We start from the raw sequence: 24,881 nt of genomic DNA on the forward strand, positions 1-24,881 counted from the left end.
ACGTGGGCGAAACGTCGTCCGTCGGGTGAGACGGGATGTGGACGGGTCAGCACGGGACCGGGCCGGGCCAGACGGCCGAGGCGTCGTCGCGGTGCGGGTCCGGCAGCCGGAGGGGGCGCACGGCGACGGGCCGGACCCCGTCCTCGGTGACGGCCGTCCAGGGTGCGGGGCGGCCGGAGTAGCACAGGGTGGTGAGGACGAAGACGCCGTCGGCGTAGACCTCGACGTACTCCCCGACGGTGAGGATGCGCAAGCCGGCCGCGGGTTCCGGCAGGAGGGTCTCGCCGAGCGGGGTGCCGTCGGGGCCGGTGACCCGGAGGTTCTTGCCGTCGCAGCCGACCGTGAGCGCGGGCCGGTCCCCGTCGGAGACATGCGTGCGCAGGGTGACTTCGGTGCGTCCCGAGAGGTCGACGTCGCCGACCGCGTGCAGAGGGGCGTCGTACGTCTCCTCGCCGAGCCATCGGTCCAGGCCGGGCCACCATTCCAGACGGGGCGCCGCGTCCTGCGGTACGACGAGGGACTTGGGCTGGGCGAGCATGCCGCGGCAGCGGTCACCGGTGTCGGTCAGGTCCACGCGGCGCGGGGTGGTGTGCAGCACGACGCGGGAGCCGTCGGGGGCGGTGACGACGCGTGGCGCGTACGCGCCCGTCGGGCCGAGCGGGCCGCGGCGGGTCCACGGACCGCGCAGGCGCGGAGCGGTCCACGCCTCGAAGCCCCGGGTGGCGCCGATGGAGCCGAGCAGCAGCCAGCCGCCGTCGTCGAGGCGTTCCAGGACCGGGCACTCGAACTCGTCGACGTCACCGGGGGAGACGAGCGGCGGGTGGACCGTCCAGTGCTCCAGGTCGTCGGAGGTCGCCCAGGCGACGCACCCGCTGACCTCGACCGGCAGGGATGCGTCGGCGGCGCAGACCAGCATGACCCAGCCGTCGGACTCGTCGTCGCGTACGACGAAGGGGTCGCGCCAGCCCATGCGTTCGCCCGTGCGGTACCAGCGCCCGTCCGCCTCGACGACCGGCCCCGTGCCGTGACGGCGCCAGCCGGTGCCGTCGGTGCGGTCGGAGCGGGCCAGGCCGACCGACTGCAGGGGCCAGCCGCCCGGGGTGAGCCCGGAGACGGCGGTGTAGAGCATCGCCATGCCGGTGCCGTGCGGGAAGGCATGCATGGTCCACACCGCCTGCTGGTCGAAGCGGCCCGGCAGGCCGTTGCCGAAGGCCGTGCCCTGCGGTTCCCAGTGGACCAGGTCGGTGGAGGTGGCCCGGCCGTAGGAGGTCTCCATGCGCAGGTGGTCGAACTCGGCCGTCCACGGGCCCTGGAGATGCAGCGCGGTGTAGGTGCCGTCCGCGTGGCGCAGGAGGTCGAAGTCGTTCACGCAGAGGCCGGGCGGCGCGTATCGCATGGACAGGTCCTGTCTGCCGACAGCGGCACTCAAACGCGTGCGCTGTGATCTTGCTGGGGGGAGTTCCTCTGAGAGTCAGCCGAAGTAAATCTGAACGCAAACGCTTGCGCAACCAGGTGAGCGGGTTTACGGTCTCGTCACTCCCACTCCCGCCGACGTGCTCCGGACCCCCGGCCACGCGGCGCGCACCCGATCAAGGAGCGTCCCGTGACGGTCAGCATCACCGATGTCGCCGAGGCCACCGGGGTCTCGGCGTCCACCGTGTCCCGCGCCCTGCGCGGCCGCTCGGGAGTGTCGGAGGAGATGCGGGCCCGGATCGTCGCGGCCGCCGCCGAACTGGGCTATACCGCCTCCCGCTCGGCCTCCAGCCTGGCCAGCGGACGCACCTACACCATCGGCGTCGTCGTCCCGTACGTCGGCCGCTGGTTCTTCGGCACGGTGCTGGACGCGGCCGAGAAGGTCTTCAGCGCCGCCGGCTACGACGTCCTGCTGTACAACCTCGGCTCACCGGAGGCGCGCAAGCGCTTCTTCACCAAGCTGCCGATCCGCAAGCGGGTCGACGCCGTGCTGTCCCTGCTGATCCCGGACCCGGAGGAGGCCGCGGCCCTGTGCTCCCTCGGCGTGCCGCTGGCGACCACGGTCGGCGGCGCCCGGACCGGCTTCACGGTGGTCGGCATCGACGACCGGGGCGGCGCGGAGAGTGCCGTACGGCACCTGGTGAACCTGGGCCACCGGCGGATCGGCATGATCTCCGGCGCCAGCGAGCCGCTGCACTGGACCACGCCCCTCGACCGCCGGCAGGGCTACCTGGACGTGCTCGCCGACGCCGGGATCGAGCCCGACACCGCCCTGGAAGCCGACGGCGGTTACACGGTCGAGGGCGGTGAGCGGGCCATGACGGAGCTGCTGGCGCTGCGCCATCCGCCGACCGCCGTGTTCGCCCAGTCCGACGAGATGGCGATGGGCGCGCTGCGCGCCCTGCGCCGGCACCGGCTGAGGGTTCCGGAGGACGTGTCCGTGGTCGGCTTCGACGATCACGAGCTGTCCGAGGTGGTCGGGCTGACCACCGTGGCCCAGCCGGTCGCGGCCCAGGGCCGGGAGGCGGCCTTGCTGCTGCTGAGGCGTCTTGAGGGACCGAACGCCGGGTCGTCGCGCCCCGTCGAGATGCCCATCCGCTTCATCCTCCGCGAGACCACCGCTCCGCCGCACACCGGCCGCCAGCGGTAGCGCCTCGTCCTTCCCCGGCTCCCCCCTTGCTCCCTCTCCTCCCCCCTGCCCCTCCCCACTGTCCGCGCAGCCACCCGCACACCCCGCTCGGAGGCACCACCATGATCACCGGCCACGGAAAACACCGCCGTACGGGCCTGACGGCCCTCGCCCTGCTGCCGCTGGCCGCGCTGGCCGCCTGTGGCGGCGGGGGCGGCAGCGACACGTCCGCCGAGGAGGGCAGCGGCAAGGGCACCATCAGCGTCTGGGCCCACCAGGGCCAGGCGAGCGAGACGGCCGCGCTGCAGAGCGCGGTGAAGTCCTTCAACTCCTCGCAGAACGCCGTCAAGGCCGAGCTGAAGCTGATCCCCGAGAAGGACTACACCAAGACCATCACCGCCACCGACGCCTCCGAACTGCCGGACGTGCTGGAGTTCGACGGCCCGACGATGGCGAACTTCGTCTACAACAGCAAGCTCGCCCCGGTCGACGGCCACGTCTCCGCCAAGACCCTCGGCAACGCCACGGACGCGATCAAGGCGCAGGGCGAGATCGGCGGCAAGCACTACGGCCTGGGCATGTTCGACGCAGGGCTCGGCATGTACGCCAACAAGAAGCTGCTGGACGCGGCCGGCGTGAAGTACCCGACGAGCGCGGACGACGCCTGGACGGCCGAGGAGTTCGGCAAGGCCCTCAAGGCGCTGAAGGGCGAGGACTCCGACGGCAAGGTCCTCGACATATCCGAGCAGTACGGCTTGGCCTCCGAGTGGGGCACCTTCGGCTTCTCCCCGATCGTCTGGTCGGCCGGCGGCGGGCTGCTGAAGGACGGCAAGGCGGAGGGCGCCCTCGACAGCCCGAAGGCCGTCTCCGCGATGAAGACCTTCCAGTCCTGGAAGCCCTACGTCGACCCCAACACCGACGGCAACGCCTTCGCCAAGGGCAAGGTGGCGCTGAGCTGGGTCGGCCACTGGAACTACCCCGCCTACAGCAAGGCCCTCGGTGACGACCTCGCCGTGCTGCCGCTGCCGGACTTCGGCAACGGTCCCAAGACCGGGCAGGGCTCGTGGGCCTGGGGCATCGGCGCCGACAGCAAGAACGGCAAGGCCGCCGGCACCTTCCTGGACTACCTGCTGAACGACGACAACGTCGGCGCGATGACGAAGGCCAACGGCGCGGTGCCCGCCACCAAGACCGCGCTGGCCAAGAGCGACCTCTACAAGAAGGGCGGCCCGCTCCAGCTCTTCGCCGACCAGCTCGCGGCGCCCTGCGGCGACAGCGACATCACCTCCTCCTGTGTCGCCGTCACCCGCCCGGTGACCGCCGGATACCCCACCGTCACCGCCAAGTTCAACACGGCCCTGAACTCGATCTACGGCGGCGCCGACCCCGAGGAAGCCCTGCGGAAGGCCGCCCGCGCCATCGACCGGGACTTCACCGACAACGCCGGCTACGAGATCCCGTAACCCGCAGGACGCATCGGCCCGGGCGGGCCGTCGGTGACGTGGTGCCGCGACGCGGCCCGCGTGCCGGCCGGGCCCGCCCCGCCGGGAAGAGGACCCCTCCCGTGAAAACCGTGGAACCCGCGCACGTCGCGGCCCCAGGCCGGGCGCAGGCCGTCTCGTCCGCACCCCCCGCCAAGCCCCCGCGTCCCGCGCGCGGCAACCGTGACCGGCTGCACGGGCTGCTGATGTCCGCCCCGGCCGTCGTCGGGCTGATCGCCTTCGTCGGCATCCCGTTCGGCTACGCCGTGGTGCTCTCCTTCTACAACGTCCGCCTCGGCTCGCCCCTGGAGCCCGCCTTCTTCGGCGTGGAGCACTACCGGCGGCTGTTCACCGACCCCGACCTGTCCGGCCCGTTCCTGCGGGCGCTGCTGAACAACCTGACCTTCGCCGTCGTCGTCGTACCGCTCCAGACGGGGCTGGCGCTGGCGCTGGCGATCCTGCTCAACCGCAAGCTGAAGGCGATCGGCCTGTTCCGGTCCTTCTTCTTCATGCCGGTGGTCTTCCCCATGGCGCTGGTCGCCGTGATCTGGCGGCTGATCCTCGCCCGCAGCGAGCAGGGCATGCTCAACTCCCTGCTGGACACGGTGAGTTTCGGCAACTGGGGCGCCTTCGACTGGCTCGGTGACGGCCTCACCGCGATGGGCTCGATCATCGTGCTGTCGGTGTGGCAGGGCGTCGGCTTCCAGATGGTCATCCTGCTCGCCGGCCTCCAGCAGATCCCGGGCGAGCTCTACGAGGCCTCCGAGCTGGACCGGGCCTCGCGCTGGCAGCAGTTCCGGCACGTCACCCTGCCCGGCATCCGCGGCACCCTCGTCTTCGTCGCGATGCTGACCTCGGTGCTGTCCTTCCGGGTCTTCGACCAGGTGTACATCCTCATCCGCGGCGGCGGCCTGGACGAGGACGCCACCCGGACGGTGATGTACCAGGCCGTCACCACGGCCTTCGACCAGAACAACATCGGCCAGGCCTCGGCCGTCACGGTGGTGTTCTTCCTGATCGTCGTCGCCCTGACGATCGTCCAGCGCCGCGTCGTCCGGCCCGACAACGAGGACTGACTGACCCATGGCCATGACCCGTACGCCCGTACGCCGCGTCCTCGACTACGCCGTCCTGAGCGTCCTGGCGTTCGTCTTCGCCCTCCCCGCGCTCTACCTCTTCCTCGGCAGCCTCAAGCCGTCCGACGAGGTCCTGAACGGCCTGTCCGGCTTCCTGCCCACCCACCTCTCCTTCGACAACTACACAGCCGTTCTCGACAGCCTGAACTCCGAGAGCACCGGCTACTTCTGGCAGTTCATGGGCGTGTCGGTGCTGCTGTCGTTCGTGGTGGTGGCGGGCGGGCTGATCGTCAACTCGATGGCGGCCTACGGGCTGACACGGCTGAAGTGGCGCGGGCAGAACGCGGTGTTCACCCTGGTCCTGCTGCTGATGCTGATCCCGTTCGAGTCGGTGGCGGTGCCGCTGTTCTACATGTTCAACGGCCAGCGCAACACGCTGTTCATCCAGGCGCTGCCGTTCGTCGCCAACGCCTTCGCGATCTACCAGTTCCACACGTTCTTCAAGAAGATCCCGACGAGCATCGAGGAGGCGGCCCGGCTGGACGGCGCGGGACCCTGGCGCACTTTCTTCGCGATCATCGTGCCGATGTCCCGGCCGGTGTTCGCCTCGGTCGCGATCCTCACCTTCCTCATCCAGTGGGGCTCCTTCCTGTGGCCGGTGCTGATGGTGTCCGACCCGTCCGTGCGCCCCCTGCCCCTGGAGATGAGCGTCTTCCAGGGCCAGCAGCCGCCGGACTGGGGCCAGATCCTCGCCTTCGGAGTGCTGCTGGTGCTGCCCGTGCTGATCGTCTTCGCGTTCTTCCAGCGCTGGTTCGTCGAGGGCGTGGCCAGCTCCGCGGTCAAGGGCTGAGCCGGGCCGTCACCGTCAGTGGCCGGATGCATCCTGGACGCATGACGGATCTCGAAGCACAGCTGCGTGCCGTCGTCCGGGGCGAGGTCGGGTTCGACGTCACGTCCCGGGCGCTGACGACCATGGACGCGTCCAACTACCGGCGGGTCCCGGCGGGCGTGGTCGCTCCGCGTGACGCCGACGACGTCGCGGCGGTACTCGCGGTGTGCCGGGAGCGAGAGGTGCCCGTCGTCGCCCGCGGCGGAGGCACCTCCATCGCCGGGCAGGCCACCGGCACCGGTGTCGTCCTGGACTTCACCCGGCACATGAACCGGCTGGTCGCCCTGGATCCCGAGGCGCGGACGGCCGTGGTGCAGCCGGGGCTGGTGCTGGACCGGCTCCAGGAGGCCGCCGCCCCGCACGGGCTGCGCTTCGGGCCCGACCCGTCCACGCACAGCCGCTGCACGCTCGGCGGCATGATCGGCAACAACTCGTGCGGCTCGCACTCCGTGGCGTGGGGGACGACCGCGGACAGCGTGCGCGAGCTGGACGTCGTCACCGCGCGGGGCGGGCGGCTGCGGCTCGGGCGGGACTGGGCCGGGGCACCGGACGGGCTGCGAGAACTGGCCGAGGGGGAACTCGCCCGGCTGCGCACCGGTTTCCCGGAGCTGCCCCGCCGCATCTCCGGCTACGCGCTGGACGCCCTGCTGCCGGAGAACGGCGCCGACGTGGCCCGCTCCTTCTGCGGCTCCGAGGGCACGCTCGGGGTGCTGACGGAGGCGGTCGTACGCCTCGTCGAGGCGCCACGCGCGCGTGCGCTGGCCGTGCTGGCGTACGCCGACGAGAGCGCGGCGGCCGAGGCGGCGGCCGGGCTGCTGCCCTTCGGGCCGCTCACGGTGGAGGGGATGGCCGCGGACCTGGTGCCGTCCCCGGCCGCGCTGCCGCGGGGCGGGGCCTGGCTGTTCGTGGAGACCGGCGGGGAGTCGGCGGTCGAGGCACGCGCGCGTGCGGAGGCGATCGTGCGGGCCGCCGACGTCGTGGACGCGCTCGTGGTCACCGACCCGGCCGGGCAGCGTGCGTTGTGGCGGATCCGGGAGGACGCGAGCGGTACGGCGACGCGCATGCCGGACGGCACCGAGGCGTGGCCGGGCTGGGAGGACTGCGCGGTGCCGCCCGCCCGGCTCGGGGCGTATCTGCGGGACTTCCGGGCGCTGATGACGGCGCACGGGCTGCGCGGCACGCCGTACGGGCACTTCGGGGACGGCTGCATCCACGTCCGGATCGACTTCGACCTGCTGACGGCGCCCGGCGTCGCCCGTTTCCGCCGCTTCTCCGAGGAGCTCGCGGAGCTGGTGGTGGCGCACGGCGGGTCGCTGTCGGGGGAGCACGGGGACGGGCAGGCGCGGGCGGAGCTGCTGCCGAGGATGTACGGGGCCGAGATGGTCGGCCTGTTCGAGCGGGTCAAGGGCGTGTGGGACCCGGACGACCTGCTCAACCCCGGGATGCTCGTCCGCCCCGCGCCCCTGGACAGCGGCCTGCGCTTCTCCGTCCTGCCCCGCGAGCCGGTCGACGTGGCCTTCGGCTACCCCTCGGACGGCGGCGACTTCGCGGCGGCGGTGCGGCGCTGCGTGGGCGTCGCCAAGTGCCGTACGACCTCGGTGTCCGGCCCGGGCGTCATGTGCCCGTCCTTCCGGGCGACGGGCGCGGAGGAACACTCCACGCGTGGGCGGGCCCGGCTGCTGCACGAGATGCTCGCCGGTGATGTGGTGACGGACGGCTGGCGCTCGGAGGAGGTCCGGGACGCGCTGGACCTCTGCCTGTCCTGCAAGGGCTGCCGGTCGGACTGCCCGGTCGGGGTCGACATGGCCACGTACAAGGCGGAGTTCCTGCACCGGCACTACGCCGGCCGGCGCCGCCCCGCCGCACACCACGCGCTGGGCCGCCTGCCGGAGTGGCTCCGGGCGGTCTCCCGCACCCGCACGGCGTGGCTGGTCAACGCGCTGTCCGCGGTACCGCCCCTGGCATGGGCGGCGAAACGGCTGGGCGGTCTCGCGCCCGAGCGGGAGATCCCACGGCTGGCGACGCGGACGTTCAGCCGGTGGTGGGAGCGGCGCAGGGCACCCGGAGCCTCCGCGCAGGGCGACCTGGTGATCCTGTGGCCCGACACCTTCACCGAGCACCTCTCACCGGCCGTGGGGCGGGGCGCCGTACGGGTGCTGGAGGCGGCCGGGCTGCGGGTGGCGCTGCCGCCGACGCTGCGCCTGGAGAAACCGCCGGTGGGCGACGGCAGGACGGTCGCCCTCGACCCGCTGTCCCTGCTGCGCGGCCGGGGCCGGGTCTGCTGCGGGCTGACGTACGTGTCGACGGGGCAGCTGGACCGTGCCCGGGCCGTCATGCGCCGCACGCTCGACCTGATGGAACCGGTCCTGGAGACCGGTGCCCCGGTCGTCGTCCTGGAGCCGAGCTGCGCCGCGGCCCTGCGCACGGACGTCCCCGAGCTGCTGCACGAGGACCCGCGCGCGGCCCGGCTCGCCGCGAAAGTCCTCACGCTCGCGGAGACGCTGGAGCGCCACGCCCCCGGCTGGACACCGCCGCGCGTCGACCGCCCGGTGGCCGGGCAGACCCACTGCCACCAGCACGCGGTGCTCGGCGACGCCGCCGACCGCCGGCTGCGGGAGGCGGCCCTGCTCACCGGCGAACTGAGCGGCGGCTGCTGCGGCCTCGCGGGAAACTTCGGCTTCGAGAAGGGCCACTACGAGGTGTCCGCCGCCTGCGCGCAGGAGCAACTCCTGCCGTCCGTACGGGACGCCCCGGACGGCACGGTGGTGCTGGCGGACGGCTACTCCTGCCGCACCCAGCTGGAGCAGCTGGCGGGTGTGCGGGGCCGGCATCTGGCGGAGGTGCTGGCCGAGGCGCTGGAGGAGGACCTCCGGCGCGAGGGCGCGTGAGGCGTTCGGGCCACGGCACGGGCCCGCCCGAGTGTCTGAGCTTGGGAGGGACGGGCCCGCTCCTAGGCTCACGGCACCAGTCACTGCCCGTCGAGGGCCGCTGCTCGAAGGAGCCCGCGCATGAGCGTCCGCGTCCAGCCGATCACCCGTGACGAGCACCTCGCGTTCGTCACGGCCCGCCCCTCCGCCAGCCACACCCAGCTCCCGTCCTGGGGCGAGGTGAAGCCCGACTGGCAGGCGGAGAGCCTCGGCTGGTTCGACGACGGCGGGCAGCTCGTCGGCGCGGGACTGGTGCTGCTGCGCCCGCTGCCCGGGCCGCGGGTGCCCGGGCTGCCGCGCTACCTCGCGTATCTGCCCGAGGGCCCGCTGCTCGACTGGTACGGGCCCGGCCTCGAACGGCTGCTGGAGCCGATGCTCGCGCACCTGAGACGGCGCGGCGCCTTCGCGGTGCGGATGGGCCCGCCGGTCGTGGTGCGCCGCTGGAGCGCCGACACGGTCAAGGCGGCGATCGCGGACCCGGCCGCCCGGCGGCTGCGCGACGTGCGGGCGACGTCGTACGAACCGCGCGCGGGCCAGGTCGCGGACGGTCTGCGCCGCATGGGCTGGCGGCAGTCCGAGGCCTCGGGCGAGGACGGCTTCGCTGCCGGGCAGCCCCGGTACGTCTTCCAGGTGCCGTTCGCCGGCCGGTCGCTGGAGGACGTCCACAACGGCCTGAACCAGCAGTGGCGCCGCAACATCAAGAAGGCGGAGAAGGCCGGGGTGAAGGTCGTGCGCGGCGACCTGGGGGACCTGCCGGCCTTCCACGAGCTGTACGGCGAGACCGCCGAACGGGACGGGTTCATCCCCCGCCCGCTGCCGTACTTCCAGCGCATGTGGAGCGCGCTCACCGCCGAACACCCGGACCGGATGCGGCTCTACCTCGCCTACCACGACGGCGAGGTGCTCGCCGCGGCCACCATGCTGACCGTCGGCGACCACGTCTGGTACTCCTACGGCGCCTCCACCGGCCGCCGCCGCGAGGTCCAGGCGAGCAGCGCCGTGCAGTGGCGCATGATGACCGACGCGCACGAACTCGGCGCCGCCGTCTACGACCTGCGCGGCATCACCGACACCCTGGAGGAGTCCAGCCACCTGCTGGGCCTGCTCCGCTTCAAGGTGGGCACCGGCGGCGAGGCCGTGGAGTACCTCGGCGAATGGGACTATCCGATCAACCGGCTGCTCTACAAGGCGCTGAACCTCTACCTCGGCCGCCGCTGACGTCTCACGGCCCGAGACAGAGGCAAAAGGGGTTCACGCACCTGACGAAGTCCATTACCCTGGACTGTGCAGTGCATCGGGATGTACGTTGAGTGCATTCCGGTGTACGCACCGCACATTCGCGTCACCCCTGACACCGCCCCCGAAGCACAGGACCCGCCCGTGACCACGCCGGAGACCGCCACCTCACCCCCGTCCGCGACCGCCGACGCCACTGTGCCGCCCGCAGGCCTGGGCCGGCTCGGCTCCCTCGGGCCCGTGGGCCTGGTGCTGGCGGGCGGGATCTCCGTGCAGTTCGGCGGCGCCCTGGCCGTCACGCTGATGCCCAGGGCCGGCGCTCTCGGGGTGGTGGCCCTGCGCCTGCTGGTCGCGGCCGTCGTCCTGCTCCTGGTCTGCCGCCCGCGGCTGCGCGGCCACTCGCGCACCGACTGGGGCACGGTCGTCGTCTTCGGTATCACGATGGCCGCGATGAACGGCCTCTTCTACCAGGCCGTCGCGCGCATCCCGCTGGGCCCCGCCGTCACGCTGGAGGTGCTCGGCCCGCTCGCCCTCTCGGTCTTCGCCTCCCGCCGCGCGATCAACGTCGTCTGGGCGGCGCTCGCCCTCGCCGGTGTGTTCCTGCTCGGCGGGGGAGGCTTCAGTGGGCTCGACCCCACAGGAGCAGCCTTCGCCCTGGGGGCAGGCGCCATGTGGGCGGCCTACATCGTCTTCAGCGCCCGTACGGGCCGCCGCTTCCCGCAGGCGGACGGACTGGCCCTGGCCATGGCGGTGGGGGCGGTGCTGTTCCTGCCGCTGGGCATCGCCGAGTCGGGGACGAAGCTGCTCGACCCGGTGACGCTGGGCCTGGGCGCGGCGGTCGCCCTGCTCTCCTCCGTGCTGCCCTACACCCTCGAACTCCTCGCCCTGCGGCGCCTGCCCGCCTCCACCTTCGCGATCCTGATGAGCCTCGAACCGGCCATCGCCGCGACGGCCGGCTTCCTCATCCTCGACCAGGCCCTCAGCGCCGCCGAGGCCGCCGCGATCGCCCTCGTCGTCGCGGCGAGCATGGGCGCGGTGCGCACCCAGGTGGGCCGCGGCCGCAGGAAGCGGGCGGCGCTGGAGAGTACGGGCCTGGAGGGCTGAACGCCTCGCGGAGTAAGCGGCCGCCGTCCGCCGAGGGAAGCGGCCCCTGTCCGGCCCGGCCCGGTTGTCGGTGCCGGGTGCCAGACTGCCCGCATGACCGCATCGGACCCCAAGGCCGACCTCCTCCGCTACCTCCAGGAGGCGCGTGACGCCCTGCTCTGGAAGCTCGAAGGGCTCTCGGAGTACGACGTCCGCCGTCCCCTGACACCCACCGGCACCAATCTGCTGGGGCTGGTCAAGCACACCGCGGGGGTGGAGCTCGGCTACTTCGGCGACACCTTCGGCCGACCGTACTTCGGCGAGAACCCACCGCCCTGGTGGTACACGCAGGACGCCGAACCCAACGCCGACATGTGGGCCACCCCGGACGAGTCGCGCGAGGACATCACCGGGCTCTACCGCCGGGCGTGGGAGCATGCGGACGGCACGATCGCGGCGCTGCCGCTGGACGCGGTCGGGCGGGTCCCGTGGTGGCCCGAGGAGCGGCGTGAGGCCACACTGCACCACCTCCTGGTGCGGGTGATCGCCGACTCCAGCCGTCACGCCGGTCACGCCGACATCGTGCGTGAACTCATCGACGGGTCGGTCGGGCTGACGCCGGGCAAGGGCAGCATGCCGCCTGGCGACCGGGCCGTGTGGGAGGCCCATCACCGCAGGCTGGAGGAGGCGGCGAGCCAAGCGGGCGCGGCCGGTTGAGTCCCGCGGCCCCGGCCGGGGGTATGAGCGAGGGCTAGCGCACCAGCACCCCGCGCACCGTGATCCCGTAATGCGCCCGCAGCCGGCGCAGCTCCCACAGCCCCACCGCGGTCACCGACAACGGCGCCCCGAGCATGAACACCGCCCGTACCGGCCCCGGCACACCCGCGTACGCCCCGGTGAACAGGTCGATCAGCGTCATCTCCCACACCAGCGTCATGGCGAGCAGCGGCGGCATGGTCTGGTGGATGTCGGCCGTGCGGAACACGTGCAGCAGCGCCAGGCCGACGCCCCAGGCGATGAACGGCAGCACCCACACCAGGACGAGCACGACGACCACCCAGGTGACCACGGTCATCGCCGGGTTGGTGGCGAACCGCCCCTCGACGAAGCCGGTCAGGACCATCAGCGGGAACACGAAGACCGCGGCGATCAGGGCCACCATCGCGCCGAACGGCTTCGCGGCCCGGCGCAGCAGGTCCCGCCGGGCCGACGGGGCGGTCAGCGTCAGCAGGACACCCACGACCACCGGGAACGTCACCGAGAGCACCAGCACGCTGTGCCACGACTGGTCGAGGCGGTCGTCGGCGACGTCCCGCAGGGAGCTGCCGACCTTGTAGCTCACCGACACCCACACCACCGCGGCCAGCCCCACCAGCGTGCGGATCTTCTGCATGCGGGCGACGAACGCGTCCTCGACGAGGTCCGGCCGGGAGGGCCTGAACACCCGGCGCGCGGTGTTGACGGGCCCGATCCGCCGCCGCAGCCGCGTGACGGGGCCGGGCGGCGGCGGTGGCACCGGGTGGGGCACATGGGGGTGGGGCACATGGGGTGGATAACCGCTTCCGGGCGGCGGCACCTGGGGCGGATACCCGCCCCCCGGTGGCGCGTACGGCCCGGGCGAGGGCGGCCAGGGCCCCGGCTGCGGTGGGTACGGTTGCGGACCGTTCGGGTCGTACGGCGGCTGCCCGCCCGGGCTCCAGGTGCTCATTCTTGTGTCTCCCCCGACGCGTGACCAATGGAACGAGCGCACCCCGGAGTGTATTGATCTCGCCGCCGAAGAGCACGCTTCCGGCCACCGCCGCAAATTCATGCAAGCACGCTTGATTGTTTCTCGTGCCGCTGCCATGCTCCTCAGCACGCCGCACCACCCCGCATACCGCACCACCCCGCACACCGCCGTGCCCCGAGGGGAGCGCCCCGTGTCCGATCCGACGTCCGTGATCGACGATCTGCGCGAGGAGAGCGAGGAACTCGACCGCCTCGTGGCCGGGTTGCCCCCGCGGCGCTGGTTGCTCGCGACCCCCGCGCCCGGCTGGACCGTGGCCCACCAGATCGCCCATCTCGCCTGGACGGACCACTCGGCGCTGCTTGCCGTCACGGACGCCGACGGCTTCCACACGCTGGTCGAGAAGGCCCTCGCCGCGCCGGACTCCTTCGTCGACGAGGGCGCCGAGGAGAGCGCGCAACTCCCGCCCGGCGAACTGCTCGCCCGGTGGCGCGGCGGCCGTGCGGCACTGGAGGAGGCGCTGCGGACAGCCCCGCCCGGGGCGCGCTTCCCCTGGTACGGCCCGCCCATGTCGGCCCCCTCCATGGCGACGGCCCGCCTGATGGAGACCTGGGCCCACGGGCAGGATGTGGCCGAGGCCCTGGGTGTGGTGAGCCCACCCACCGACCGGCTGCGGCATGTGGCCTGGCTCGGGGTACGGACCCGTGACTTCGCCTTCGGTGTGCACGGCCTCACCCCGCCCGCCGCCCCCTTCCGGGTCGAACTGCGCGCCCCCTCCGGTGACCTGTGGACGTACGGCCCCGAGGACGCCGCCCAGCGCCTCACCGGGACCGCCCTGGATTTCTGCCTGCTGGTCACCCAGCGCGCCCACCGCACCGACCTCGCCCTGCGGGCCGACGGCCCCGACGCCGACCGCTGGCTGGACATCGCGCAGGCCTTCGCGGGACCACCGGGCGGCGGACGCCCGCCGAAGGAGGCCGGCTCGTGACGCCCGAGCACAGCGGCTTGGGGGCGGCCTCGTGACGACCCTGCGTATCGGCAACGCCTCCGGCTTCTACGGCGACCGCTTCGACGCGATGCGCGAGATGCTCACCGGCGGCGAACTCGACGTCCTCACCGGCGACTACCTCGCCGAACTGACCATGCTGATCCTCGGCCGGGACCGTCTGAAGGACCCCGCCGCCGGATACGCCCGCACCTTCCTGCGGCAGGTGGAGGAGTGCCTGGGGCTCGCGTACGAGCGGGGGGTCAGGATCGTCACCAACGCGGGCGGGCTCAATCCGGCCGGACTCGCCGACGCGGTGGGGCGGTTGGCCGGCCGGCTGGGCATCCCGGTACGCGTCGCCCATGTGGTGGGTGACGACCTCACCGCCTCCCACCCGGGCTCGCTCGCCGCGCACGCCTACCTCGGGGGCTTCGGCATCACGGAATGTCTGCGGGCGGGCGCCGACGTCGTCGTCACCGGGCGGGTGACGGACGCGGCCCTGGTCACCGGGCCCGCCGCCGCGCACTTCGGGTGGAGCGCGACGGAGTACGACCGGCTCGCGGGTGCCGTGGTCGCCGGGCACGTCCTGGAGTGCGGGGCGCAGGCCACCGGCGGCAACTACGCCTTCTTCCGGGACGGCGACGTCCGCCGCCCCGGCTTCCCGCTCGCCGAGCTGCACGAGGACGGCAGCTGCGTGATCACCAAGCACCCCGGCACCGGCGGCTTCGTCGACGTCGGCACGGTCACCGCGCAACTGCTGTACGAGACGGCCGGTGCCCGGTACGCGGGGCCGGACGTCACCGCCCGGCTTGACACCGTACGGCTGAGCCAGGACGGGCCCGACCGGGTGCGGATCGAGGGCGTGCGCGGGGAGGCACCGCCGCCCGCCCTCAAGGTCGGGCTCAACCGGTTCGGCGGCTTCCGCAACGAGGTCGTGTTCGTGCTCACCGGTCTCGACATCGAGGCCAAGGCCGCCCTGGTGCGGGACCAGATGGAACCGGCCCTGGGCAAGGTCGCCGACGCGCGCTGGGAGCTGGCCCGCACCGACCGCCCCGACGCCCCGACCGAGGAGACGGCGAGCGCGTTGCTGCGGCTCGTCGTACGGGACCCCGACCAGGGGGCCGTCGGGCGGGCGCTGAGCGGGGCGGCAGTGGAACTGGCGCTGGCCAGCTACCCCGGCTTCCATGTGCTGGCCCCACCCGGAAAGGGCTCGCCCTATGGGGTGTTCGAGGATGTGTACGTCCCCCATGGTGCAGTCGACCATGTGGCCGTCCTCAACGACGGGACCCGGATCCCCGTGCCTGCGGCCCACGACACGGCCGTACTCGACGCGGTGCCGGAACCGCCCCTGCCGGAGCCGCCGGAGCCCGGGCCCACCCGGCGCGCCCCCCTCGGACTGGTCGCGGGCGCCCGCAGCGGCGACAAGGGCGGCAACGCCAACGTCGGGGTGTGGGCGCGCACGGACGACGCCTGGCGGTGGCTCGCGCACGAGCTGACCGCCGACCGGTTCCGCGAGCTCATCCCCGAGAGCCGCGAACTGACCGTCGTACGGCACGTGCTGCCGAACCTGCGTGCCCTCAACTTCGTCGTCGAGGGGATCCTCGGCGCCGGCGTCGCCGCGCAGCACCGCTTCGATCCGCAGGCCAAGGCCCTCGGCGAATGGCTGCGCTCCCGCCACCTGGAGATACCGGAGGCCCTGCTGTGACCGTCCTGACCTCCGCGCTCGACCCCGCCGGCGCCGAGCACCGGGCCAACCGCGAGGAGATGCTCGCCAAGCTCGCCGCCCTCGACGCCGAGCACGCCAAGGCCCTCGCGGGCGGCGGCGAGAAGTACGTCGCACGGCACCGGGGGCGCGGCAAGCTCCTCGCCCGTGAGCGCATCGAGCTGCTCCTCGACCCCGACACGCCGTTCCTGGAGCTGTCCCCGCTGGCTGCCTGGGGCAGCGACTACACCGTCGGCGCGTCCCTCGTCACCGGGATCGGGGTGGTGGAGGGCGTGGAGTGCCTGATCACCGCAAACGACCCGACCGTGCGCGGCGGAGCGAGCAACCCCTGGTCGCTGAAGAAGGCCCTGCGCGCCAACGACATCGCTCTCGCCAACCGGCTGCCCTGCATCAGCCTGGTGGAGTCGGGAGGTGCCGACCTTCCGTCGCAGAAGGAGATCTTCATCCCCGGCGGCGCCATCTTCCGCGACCTCACCCGGCTGTCCGCCGCCGGGATCCCGACCCTGGCGGTCGTCTTCGGCAACTCCACCGCCGGCGGCGCCTACATCCCCGGCATGTCCGACCACGTGATCATGGTCAAGGAGCGGGCGAAGGTGTTCCTCGGCGGCCCGCCGCTGGTGAAGATGGCCACCGGCGAGGAGAGCGACGACGAGTCCCTGGGCGGCGCCGAGATGCACGCGCGCACCTCGGGCCTCGCCGACTACTTCGCCGTCGACGAGCCGGACGCTCTCCGGCAGGCCCGCCGCGTGGTCGCCCGCCTCAACCACCGCAAGGCGTACGAGGATCCGGGGCCTTCGGAACCGCCCACGTACGACCCGGAGGAGCTGCTGGGCGTCGTCCCCGGCGACCTCAGGAGCCCCTTCGACCCGCGCGAGGTCATCGCCCGGATCGTCGACGCCTCCGACTTCGACGAGTTCAAGCCGCTGTACGGGACGAGCCTGACGACGGGCTGGGCCGCCCTGCACGGCTACCCCGTCGGCATCCTCGCCAACGCCCGGGGCGTCCTGTTCAGCGAGGAGTCGCAGAAGGCGGCCCAGTTCATCCAGCTCGCCAACCAACGCGACATCCCCCTGCTCTTCCTGCACAACACCACCGGCTACATGGTCGGCAGGGAGTACGAGCAGGGCGGCATCATCAAACACGGCGCGATGATGATCAACGCCGTCAGCAACTCGAAGGTCCCCCACCTGTCGGTGCTGATGGGCGCCTCCTACGGCGCCGGCCACTATGGCATGTGCGGCCGCGCCTACGACCCCCGCTTCCTCTTCGCCTGGCCCGGCGCCAAGTCCGCCGTCATGGGCCCGCAGCAGCTCGCCGGCGTGCTGTCGATCGTCGCCCGCCAGTCGGCCGCCGCGAAGGGGCAGCCCTACGACGACGAGGCGGACGCCGCGCTGCGCGCCATGGTGGAGCAGCAGATCGAGTCCGAGTCGCTGCCGATGTTCCTGTCCGGGCGGCTCTACGACGACGGCGTCATCGACCCGCGCGACACCCGCACCGTCCTCGGCCTGTGCCTGTCCGCGATCCACACCGCCCCCTACGAGGGCGCCCGCGGCGGCTTCGGCGTCTTCCGGATGTGAGGCCCATGATCACTTCAGTTCTTGTCGCAAACCGGGGCGAGATCGCCTGCCGTGTCGTCCGCACCTGCCGCGAGCTGGGCATCCGCACCGTCGCCGTGCACTCGGACGCCGACGCGAACGCCCTCCACGCGCGCGTGGCCGACACCGCCGTACGGCTGCCGGGGTCGGCGCCCGCCGACACCTATCTGCGCGGCGACCTGATCGTGAAGGCCGCCCTTGCCGCCGGCGCGGACGCCGTGCACCCCGGGTACGGCTTCCTCTCCGAGAACGCCGGCTTCGCGCGGGCCGTCCGGGACGCCGGTCTGGTGTGGATCGGCCCGTCCCCGGAGGCGATCGAGGCGATGGCGTCCAAGACGCGCGCCAAGGAGCTGCTGGGCATCGAGCCCCTGCGGGAGGTCACCGAGGCCGATCTGCCGGTGCTGGTGAAGGCGGCGGCGGGCGGCGGCGGCCGCGGCATGCGCGTCGTACGGCACCTGGCGGACCTGGACGCCGAGTTGGCCGCAGCCCGGGCCGAGGCCGCGAGCGCCTTCGGTGACGGCGAGGTGTTCGTCGAGCCGTACGTGGAGGGCGGCCGGCACGTCGAGGTGCAGGTGCTCGCCGACACGCACGGCACGGTGTGGGCGCTCGGCACCCGCGACTGCTCCCTCCAGCGCCGTCACCAGAAGGTCATCGAGGAGGCCCCGGCGCCCGGACTGCCCGCCGCACTCGACGCGGAGGTCCACGCCCTCGCCGTACGGGCCGCCCGCGCGGTGGGTTACGCCGGCGCCGGAACCGTGGAGTTCCTCGTCGCGGGCGACCGGGCGCACTTCCTGGAGATGAACACCCGCCTCCAGGTGGAACACCCCGTGACGGAGGCGGTGTTCGGAGTCGATCTCGTCGCCGAGCAGATCCGTGTCGCCGAGGGCCACGCCCTCGCGCACGACCCCCCACACGCGCGGGGACACGCCGTCGAGGCCCGCCTCTACGCCGAGGACCCGGCCAGGGACTGGGCACCGCAGACCGGCCGTCTGCACCGCCTGGCCGTCCCCGACGCCGTACGCCTGGACACCGGCTACGCGGACGGCGACGACATCGGCGTCCACTACGACCCCATGCTCGCCAAGGTCGTCGCCCACGCCCCCACCCGTGCCGAGGCGATCCGCAGACTGGCCGCCGCCCTCGACCGCGCGGTGATCCACGGCCCCGTCACCAACCGGGACCTCCTGGTCCGCTCCCTGCGGCACCCCGAGTTCACCGCGGCCCGCATGGACACCGGCTTCTACGACCGCCATCTGCCCGGACTGGCCGAACCGGCCCCCGACCCGCACGCCCCCCTCGCCGCCGCCCTCGCCGACGCCCACGGCCGCTCCCGCTTCGGCGGCTGGCGCAATGTCCCCTCACAACCGCAGACCAAGCGGTACCTGATGGCGGGCGAGGAGCACGAGGCCCGCTACCGGCACGGCAGGCAGGGCCTGGAGGCGGAGGGGGTGCGGGTGGTGCACGCCGACGCGCACCTGGTGATCCTGGACGTGGACGGGGTGGAACGCCGTTTCGAGGTCTCCCGCTACGGCGACCGCGTGTACGTCAACACCACCGCCCTGACCGCCCTGCCCCGCTTCCTCGACCCCACCGCCCAGCACGCCCCCGGCTCCCTCCTGGCCCCCATGCCGGGCACGGTCGTCCGCATCGCCGACGGCCTCACGGCAGGAACTCCGGTGAAGGCGGGCGAGCCCCTCCTCTGGCTGGAGGCGATGAAGATGCAGCACAAGATCACGGCCCCGGCGACGGGAACGCTGACCTCGTTGCCGGTCAGCGCCGGTCAACAAGTGGAGCCGGGCATGTTGCTGGCGGTTGTGCAGGAGGCCTGAAGGGGCGCGGGGAACTGCGCGCTCAGCCACGACGAAGGAGTCACATGACCGCGATCGAGACCCAAGACCACAAAGCCCTACGAGAAGCCGTCTCCGCACTCGGCAAACGCCGCGGACGAGAGAGCGACACCACCCAACTCTGGTCCGACGCGGCCAAGCTCGGCTACATCGGCGTCAACCTGCCGGAGGCATACGGCGGTGGAGGCGGCGGCATATCCGAACTCTCCATCGTCCTCGAGGAACTCGGCGCAGCGGGCTGCCCCCTGCTGATGATGATCGTCTCCCCGGCCATCTGCGGCACAGTGATCGCCCGCTTCGGCACGGACGCCCAGAAAGAGGCCTGGCTCCCGGGCCTCGCCGACGGCACCCGCCTCATGGCCTTCGGCATCACCGAGCCCGACGCCGGCTCCAACTCCCACCGCATCACCACCACGGCCCGCCGCGACCAGGACACCGGCGACTGGCTCCTCACCGGCCGCAAGGTCTTCGTCTCCGGCGTGGACATCGCCGACGCGACCCTCATCGTCGGCCGCACGGAAGACGCCCGTACCGGCCGCCTCAAGCCCTGCCTCTTCATCGTCCCGCGCGACACCCCCGGCTTCACCCGCCGCCCCATCGACATGGAACTGAACGCCTCGGAGAAGCAGTTCGAACTGGTCCTGGACGACGTACGGCTGCCCGCCGACGCCCTGGTCGGCGACGAGGACGCGGGCCTCCTCCAGCTCTTCGCCGGGCTCAACCCCGAACGCGTCATGACCGCCGCCTTCGCGATCGGCATGGGCCGCCACGCCCTCGCCAAGGCCATCGAGTACGCCCGCGACCGCACCGTCTGGAACACCCCCATCGGCGCCCACCAGGCCATCGCCCACCCCCTGGCCCAGGCGCACATCGACCTCGAACTCGCCCGCCTGATGATGCAGAAGGCCGCCGCCCTCTACGACGCGGGCGACGACATGGGCGCCGGAGAGGCTGCCAACATGGCGAAGTACGCCGCCGGGGAGGCCTGCGTGAAGGCCGTCGACCAGGCCGTGCACACCCTCGGCGGCAACGGCCTCACCCGCGAGTACGGCCTGGCCCGGCTGATAACGGCCGCGCGCGTGGCTCGTATTGCCCCGGTGAGCCGGGAGATGATTCTCAACTACGTCTCCCACCAGACACTGGGCCTGCCCAAGTCGTACTGAGACGGCCCGCGCCGCGAGGAGGAACCCGAAATGTTCCGCAGCGAGTACGCAGATGTCCCGCCCGTCGACCTGCCCATCCACGACGCGGTCCTGGCCCGGGCCGCCGAGTTCGGCGACACCCCGGCGCTGATCGACGGCACCGACGGCACCACCCTCTCGTACGAGCAGGTGGACCGGTTCCACCGGCGCATAGCCGCCGCCCTCGCCGAGGCGGGTGTCCACAAGGGCGACGTCCTCGCCCTGCACAGCCCCAACACCATCGCCTTCCCCACCGCCTTCTACGCGGCCACGCGCGCGGGTGCCACCGTCACCACCGTGCACCCGCTCGCCACCGCCGACGAGTTCGCCAAGCAACTGCGGGACTCGGGAGCCCGCTGGATCGTCACCGTGTCACCGCTGCTGGACGTCGCCCGCCGGGCCGCCGAACTCGCGGGTGGCATACGCGAGATATTCGTGTGCGACGGCGCGAGCGGCCACCGCTCCCTGATCGACATGCTGGCCTCGGCGGCCCCCGAGCCGCAGATCGCCATCGACCCCGCCGAGGACGTCGCGGCCCTGCCGTACTCCTCCGGGACCACCGGCATCCCCAAGGGCGTGATGCTCACGCACCGGCAGATCGCCACCAACCTCGCCCAGCTCCACCCGGCGATCCCCGCAGGTCCGGGCGACCGCGTCTTGGCCGTGCTGCCCTTCTTCCACATCTACGGCCTCACCGCCCTGATGAACGCGCCCCTGCGGCAGGGCGCCACCGTCGTCGTCCTGCCCCGCTTCGACCTGGAGCAGTTCCTCGCGGCCATCCAGAACCACCGCATCACGGCCCTGTACGTGGCCCCGCCGATCGTCCTGGCCCTCGCCAAGCACCCGGCCGTCGCTCAGTACGACCTGTCGTCCCTGCGGTACATCATCAGCGCCGCCGCACCCCTGGACGCCCGCCTCGCAGCCGCCTGCTCCCGGCGCCTCGGCCTGCCGCCCGTCGGCCAGGCCTACGGCATGACCGAACTGTCGCCCGGTACGCACGTCGTCCCCCTGGCCGCCATGAACGACGCCCCGCCCGGCACCGTCGGCAAACTCGTCGCCGGCACCGAGATGCGCGTCGTCTCCCTCGACGACCCCGGCAAGGACCTCCCCGCCGGCGAATCCGGCGAGATCCTCATCCGCGGACCCCAGATCATGAAGGGCTACCTCGGCCGCCCCGACGCCACCACCGCCATGATCGACACCGACGGCTGGCTGCACACCGGCGACGTGGGCCATGTCGACGGGGAGGGCTGGCTGTTCGTCGTCGACCGCGTCAAGGAGCTCATCAAGTACAAGGGCTTCCAGGTGGCCCCCGCCGAGCTGGAGGCCCTGCTCCTCACCCACCCGGGCGTCGCCGACGCCGCCGTCATCGGCAGGTACGACGCCGACGGCAACGAGGTCCCGCACGCGTACGTGGTCCGCCAGCCCTCCGCCGCGGACCTCACCGAGGCGGAGATCATGATGTACGTCGCCGAACGCGTCGCCCCCTACAAGCGGATACGCCACGTCACCTTCATCGTCGGCGTCCCCCGCGCGGCCTCCGGCAAGATCCTCCGCCGACAGCTCAGGGAGAACGCATGACGCTGATCGCCCGTACCCGCGACCGTGCCGTGGAGACCCTGTCCCTCGACTCGCCGCACAACCGCAACGCCCTGTCGGCGGCCCTGGTCGGCGAACTGGCCGACGCGCTCACCGACGCCGGCAAGGACACCGGCGTCCGCGCGATCGTCCTCACCCACACCGGCAACACCTTCAGCGCCGGCGCCGACCTCAAGGACCCGCCCCCGCCCGAGGCGCTGGTCGCCCTGCTGCGGCAGATCATCGAACTGCCCAAGCCGGTCGTCGCCCGGGTCACCGGCCACGTCCGCGCGGGCGGCCTCGGCCTCCTGGCCGCCTGTGACATCGCCGCCGCCGCCACGGACGCCACCTTCGCCTTCACGGAGGTGCGCATCGGCGTCGCCCCCGCGGTCATCTCCCTCCCGCTCCTGCCCCGCACGAACCCACGTGCCCTGGCCCGCCACTACCTCACCGGCGAACGCTTCGACGCGGCACAAGCGCAGGCGACGGGCCTGCTCACGACCTGCGCGGACGATGTCGACACGGCCCTGGGCCCCATCCTGGACGGCCTGCGCAGATCCGCCCCCGACGCCCTGGCCGAGACGAAGCGGCTGCTCACGGCTAGGGTGCTGGAAGCCTTCGACCGGGACGCCGCCGACCTGACCGCGCTCTCGGCCCGGCTGTTCTCCTCCCCGCAGGCCCGCGAGGGGATGACGGCCTTCCTCGAACGACGGGATCCGGCATGGGTGGTGTGAGCACGGTCGACCGTGCGGAGAGAGTCCCCAAGCAGGACCGCAGCCGGGCCACCCGGCAGCGGCTCCTCGAAGCCGCCGTGTCCTGCCTCGCCGAACACGGCTGGGCAGGCTCCACGGTCTCCGTGGTCGCCGAACGCGCCGGCGTCTCCCGCGGCGCCGCCCAGCACCACTTCCCGACCCGCGAGGACCTCTTCACGGCGGCCGTCGAGTACGTCGCCGAGGAACGCTCCACCGCCCTGCGCGCCCTGTTCCCCGACGGCGCGGCCGGAGACCGCCACGCCGTCGTCGCCGCCCTGGTCGACCTCTACACCGGCCCGCTGTTCCGCGCCGCCCTCCACCTCTGGGTCGCCGCCTCCAACGAGGAGCAGCTCCGGCCCCGTGTCACCGAACTCGAATCCCGCGTCGGCCGCGAGACCCACCGCATAGCCGTCGACCTGCTGTCCGCCGACGAATCCGTCCCCGGCGTCCGCGAAACCGTCCAGGGCCTCCTCGACATGGCCCGAGGCCTGGGCCTCGCCAACCTCCTCACGGACGACGCGGCCCGCCGGGAACGGGTGGTCGCGCAGTGGGCGGGGCTGCTGGAGGAGTCGCTGGGCTGAGGGGCTGGTGGCAGCACGGACGCGGAGTGTGCATACCGCGGTATGCTCGGAGCATGGCGGACACGACGCGCATCACGGTGACACTGCCGACAGACCAGGTCGCCGAACTCAGGAAGCTCACCGACAACGTCTCCGGCTATGTCGCCGAGGCTGTGGCACGCCAGCTGCGGCATCAGTTGCTCGGCGCCGACCTGATGCGTCACCAGGAGGAGCACGGGGCGTTCACCGAGGAGGAGCTGGCCGAGGCCCGCTCCAGGATCTTCGGCACTGCGGATGCCGGCGGATCGGGGAGCGCGGCGTGATGGAGCACGTCGAGACGGTTGTCCTGGACTCTCAGGGGCTCTCCGCCTGGATCGCCCAGGATCGCAAGATCCTGGCGATGTTCCAGGTTCTCCACGCCATGGGCGCCGATTTCGTCATCGGCGCCAACACCATCGTGGAAGTCAGTCATGCGCGCGTGAACATGCCCCGTCTGCAGTGGGCGCTCTCCCGCGTCAAGGTCGAGCCGGTGACCGAGGGCGCCGCGAAAGCGTCCGCGGAACTGCTGAAGGCCGCCGGGCTGCACGGCCACAAGCACGCGATCGACGCGACCGTCGCCGAGGTGGCACTGCGGCAGCCGGGCCCAGTGGCCGTGCTGACGTCCGACGTCGACGACATGGCGCGGCTGTGCGGCGACCGAGTCCGGCTTATCGGCATCTGAGCCTCACGGACTGAGCCGCTCCACCCGCCAGCCGCCGTCCGTCTGCTCCACGTACCGCAGCCGGTCGTGCAGCCGGTTCTCCCGGCCCTGCCAGAACTCCACCGTCTGCGCGGCCACCCGGAAACCGCCCCAGTGCGGCGGCACCGGCACCTGCTCGCCCTCCGGGTAGCGGGCCGCCAGCTCCGCGTACGCCGCGTCGAGGTCGGCACGGGAAGAGACCACCGAGGACTGGGCACTGGCCCACGCCCCGAGCTGTGAGCCGTGCGGCCGGGTGCGGAAGTACGCCGCCGTCTCGTCCCGGCCGGTGCGCCGGGCGACCCCGGTCACGATGACCTGCCGGGCCATCGGGTGCCAGGGGAACAGCAGCGAGACGTACGGGTTCTCCGCCAGGTCACGGGCTTTGCGGGAGCCGTAGTTCGTGTAGAAGACGAAGCCGTGCTCGTCGAAGTGCTTGAGCAGCACCGTACGGGCGCTGGTCCGCCCCTCGGCGTCGGCCGTCGAGACGATCATGGCGTTGGGCTCGAACAGCCCGCCGTCCGTCGCGGCCTGTTTGAACCAGCGCGCGAACTGCTCGACGGGCGTGGCGGCCAGCTCGGTCTCGGAGAGCCCCTCGGCCCGGTACTGCTTGCGCATCGAGGCCAGATCGAAAGGGACGTCGTCGCGGTCGGTCACCCGGTCATCTTGCCGTACGGACGGTGTCCTTCGTCACTGCGTGGCACTGAGTGCCGTGAACCCTCCCCAAATATGGCACTCGGGGATATCGTTTCGGTGCCGTATCGGTTGGGTGACCGCCGACCGTTCGGGGCATCACAGGGGGAGACCGGCCAGGACCGCGAGTCGCACAGACGACCGTGGATCCCCCGGACGGCCGCCCGCTTCGCAAGCTGACTGACACATGGTTCGTTCGCCCCACCCCACA

The 24,881-nt window shown here is 72.5% G+C and carries 21 protein-coding genes; 18 read left to right on the forward strand and 3 right to left on the reverse strand.

Features of this window, described 5'->3' with window-relative positions; all coding sequences use genetic code 11:
* Positions 1–46: 46 nt before the first annotated feature.
* Positions 47–1,396, reverse strand: a complete 1,350-nt coding sequence (locus BJ965_RS21340; RefSeq protein ID WP_184910101.1) for a mucin-1 — start codon at positions 1,394–1,396, stop codon at positions 47–49.
* 207 nt (positions 1,397–1,603) lie between these two features.
* On the opposite strand from BJ965_RS21340, the gene BJ965_RS21345 reads away from it, so the two are divergent.
* From BJ965_RS21345 to BJ965_RS21380, 8 genes are all read left to right on the forward strand, one after another.
* Positions 1,604–2,623, forward strand: coding sequence for a LacI family DNA-binding transcriptional regulator (locus tag BJ965_RS21345; RefSeq protein ID WP_184910102.1), 1,020 nt, complete (start codon positions 1,604–1,606; stop codon positions 2,621–2,623).
* 101 nt (positions 2,624–2,724) lie between these two features.
* Positions 2,725–4,065, forward strand: coding sequence for an ABC transporter substrate-binding protein (locus tag BJ965_RS21350; protein WP_184910103.1), 1,341 nt, complete (start codon positions 2,725–2,727; stop codon positions 4,063–4,065).
* Between the two features lie 101 nt (positions 4,066–4,166).
* Positions 4,167–5,159, forward strand: a complete 993-nt coding sequence (locus BJ965_RS21355; RefSeq protein WP_184910104.1) for a carbohydrate ABC transporter permease — start codon at positions 4,167–4,169, stop codon at positions 5,157–5,159.
* 7 nt (positions 5,160–5,166) lie between these two features.
* Positions 5,167–6,009, forward strand: a complete 843-nt coding sequence (locus BJ965_RS21360) for a carbohydrate ABC transporter permease (protein WP_184910105.1) — start codon at positions 5,167–5,169, stop codon at positions 6,007–6,009.
* A 41-nt stretch (positions 6,010–6,050) separates the two neighbouring features.
* On the forward strand, positions 6,051–8,936 hold the full coding sequence (locus BJ965_RS21365) for an FAD-binding and (Fe-S)-binding domain-containing protein (RefSeq protein WP_184910106.1): 2,886 nt from the start codon (positions 6,051–6,053) through the stop codon (positions 8,934–8,936).
* 120 nt (positions 8,937–9,056) lie between these two features.
* Positions 9,057–10,193, forward strand: coding sequence for a lipid II:glycine glycyltransferase FemX (locus BJ965_RS21370; RefSeq protein ID WP_184910111.1), 1,137 nt, complete (start codon positions 9,057–9,059; stop codon positions 10,191–10,193).
* Between the two features lie 162 nt (positions 10,194–10,355).
* On the forward strand, positions 10,356–11,315 hold the full coding sequence (locus BJ965_RS21375; RefSeq protein ID WP_184910112.1) for an EamA family transporter: 960 nt from the start codon (positions 10,356–10,358) through the stop codon (positions 11,313–11,315).
* Positions 11,316–11,408: 93 nt separating this feature from the next.
* Complete coding sequence (locus BJ965_RS21380; protein WP_184910113.1) at positions 11,409–12,011, forward strand: DinB family protein; 603 nt, start codon at positions 11,409–11,411, stop codon at positions 12,009–12,011.
* Between the two features lie 34 nt (positions 12,012–12,045).
* Here BJ965_RS21380 and BJ965_RS21385 read toward each other — a convergent pair whose 3' ends face one another.
* On the reverse strand, positions 12,046–12,837 hold the full coding sequence (locus BJ965_RS21385; RefSeq protein ID WP_313666973.1) for a hypothetical protein: 792 nt from the start codon (positions 12,835–12,837) through the stop codon (positions 12,046–12,048).
* Positions 12,838–13,213: 376 nt separating this feature from the next.
* Here BJ965_RS21385 and BJ965_RS21390 point away from each other — a divergent pair, with 376 nt between their 5' ends.
* From BJ965_RS21390 to BJ965_RS21435, 10 genes are read left to right on the forward strand one after another with little or no spacing between them, the layout of a single operon-like run.
* Positions 13,214–14,008: a TIGR03084 family metal-binding protein gene (locus BJ965_RS21390; RefSeq protein ID WP_184910115.1), complete on the forward strand. Its 795-nt coding sequence runs from the start codon at positions 13,214–13,216 to the stop codon at positions 14,006–14,008.
* Between the two features lie 31 nt (positions 14,009–14,039).
* Complete coding sequence (locus BJ965_RS21395) at positions 14,040–15,710, forward strand: acyclic terpene utilization AtuA family protein (RefSeq protein ID WP_184910116.1); 1,671 nt, start codon at positions 14,040–14,042, stop codon at positions 15,708–15,710.
* Positions 15,707–17,305, forward strand: coding sequence for an acyl-CoA carboxylase subunit beta (locus tag BJ965_RS21400; RefSeq protein ID WP_184910118.1), 1,599 nt, complete (start codon positions 15,707–15,709; stop codon positions 17,303–17,305). The genes BJ965_RS21395 and BJ965_RS21400 overlap by 4 nt, the downstream gene beginning before the upstream one ends.
* A gap of 5 nt (positions 17,306–17,310) precedes the next feature.
* The gene (locus BJ965_RS21405; RefSeq protein ID WP_184910120.1) at positions 17,311–19,152 is read left to right on the forward strand and encodes an acetyl/propionyl/methylcrotonyl-CoA carboxylase subunit alpha; all 1,842 of its coding nucleotides are present in this window, start codon (positions 17,311–17,313) and stop codon (positions 19,150–19,152) included.
* A gap of 44 nt (positions 19,153–19,196) precedes the next feature.
* The gene (locus BJ965_RS21410; RefSeq protein WP_184910121.1) at positions 19,197–20,333 is read left to right on the forward strand and encodes an acyl-CoA dehydrogenase family protein; all 1,137 of its coding nucleotides are present in this window, start codon (positions 19,197–19,199) and stop codon (positions 20,331–20,333) included.
* 30 nt (positions 20,334–20,363) lie between these two features.
* On the forward strand, positions 20,364–21,932 hold the full coding sequence (locus BJ965_RS21415; RefSeq protein ID WP_184910122.1) for a 4-coumarate--CoA ligase family protein: 1,569 nt from the start codon (positions 20,364–20,366) through the stop codon (positions 21,930–21,932).
* Entirely contained in the window at positions 21,929–22,663 is a 735-nt protein-coding gene (locus tag BJ965_RS21420) for an enoyl-CoA hydratase family protein (RefSeq protein ID WP_184910123.1), read from the forward strand. Before BJ965_RS21415 ends, BJ965_RS21420 begins: the two co-directional genes overlap by 4 nt.
* Entirely contained in the window at positions 22,651–23,262 is a 612-nt protein-coding gene (locus BJ965_RS21425; RefSeq protein WP_031106281.1) for a TetR/AcrR family transcriptional regulator, read from the forward strand. Before BJ965_RS21420 ends, BJ965_RS21425 begins: the two co-directional genes overlap by 13 nt.
* A 53-nt stretch (positions 23,263–23,315) precedes the next feature.
* Entirely contained in the window at positions 23,316–23,564 is a 249-nt protein-coding gene (locus BJ965_RS21430; RefSeq protein ID WP_184910125.1) for a type II toxin-antitoxin system CcdA family antitoxin, read from the forward strand.
* Positions 23,561–23,962: a DNA-binding protein gene (locus BJ965_RS21435; RefSeq protein ID WP_184910127.1), complete on the forward strand. Its 402-nt coding sequence runs from the start codon at positions 23,561–23,563 to the stop codon at positions 23,960–23,962. The genes BJ965_RS21430 and BJ965_RS21435 overlap by 4 nt, the downstream gene beginning before the upstream one ends.
* 3 nt (positions 23,963–23,965) lie before the next feature.
* On the opposite strand, the gene pdxH is transcribed toward BJ965_RS21435, so the two are convergent.
* Complete coding sequence (pdxH, locus tag BJ965_RS21440; RefSeq protein WP_184910129.1) at positions 23,966–24,634, reverse strand: pyridoxamine 5'-phosphate oxidase; 669 nt, start codon at positions 24,632–24,634, stop codon at positions 23,966–23,968.
* Between the last annotated feature and the right edge of the window lie 247 nt (positions 24,635–24,881).

The sequence above is a fragment of the Streptomyces luteogriseus genome, assembly GCF_014205055.1.
In the GTDB taxonomy this organism is placed as follows: domain Bacteria; phylum Actinomycetota; class Actinomycetes; order Streptomycetales; family Streptomycetaceae; genus Streptomyces; species Streptomyces luteogriseus.

Coding starts and splice junctions, on each gene's coding strand:
- BJ965_RS21425 (WP_031106281.1), top strand. CDS start 22,651: ATGGGTGGTGTGAGCACGGTCGACCGTGCGGAGAGAGTCCCCAAGCAG.
- BJ965_RS21430 (WP_184910125.1), top strand. CDS start 23,316: ATGGCGGACACGACGCGCATCACGGTGACACTGCCGACAGACCAGGTC.
- BJ965_RS21410 (WP_184910121.1), top strand. CDS start 19,197: ATGACCGCGATCGAGACCCAAGACCACAAAGCCCTACGAGAAGCCGTC.
- BJ965_RS21370 (WP_184910111.1), top strand. CDS start 9,057: ATGAGCGTCCGCGTCCAGCCGATCACCCGTGACGAGCACCTCGCGTTC.
- BJ965_RS21340 (WP_184910101.1), bottom strand. CDS start 1,396: ATGCGATACGCGCCGCCCGGCCTCTGCGTGAACGACTTCGACCTCCTG.
- BJ965_RS21405 (WP_184910120.1), top strand. CDS start 17,311: ATGATCACTTCAGTTCTTGTCGCAAACCGGGGCGAGATCGCCTGCCGT.
- BJ965_RS21380 (WP_184910113.1), top strand. CDS start 11,409: ATGACCGCATCGGACCCCAAGGCCGACCTCCTCCGCTACCTCCAGGAG.
- BJ965_RS21360 (WP_184910105.1), top strand. CDS start 5,167: ATGGCCATGACCCGTACGCCCGTACGCCGCGTCCTCGACTACGCCGTC.
- BJ965_RS21420 (WP_184910123.1), top strand. CDS start 21,929: ATGACGCTGATCGCCCGTACCCGCGACCGTGCCGTGGAGACCCTGTCC.
- BJ965_RS21365 (WP_184910106.1), top strand. CDS start 6,051: ATGACGGATCTCGAAGCACAGCTGCGTGCCGTCGTCCGGGGCGAGGTC.
- BJ965_RS21415 (WP_184910122.1), top strand. CDS start 20,364: ATGTTCCGCAGCGAGTACGCAGATGTCCCGCCCGTCGACCTGCCCATC.
- BJ965_RS21350 (WP_184910103.1), top strand. CDS start 2,725: ATGATCACCGGCCACGGAAAACACCGCCGTACGGGCCTGACGGCCCTC.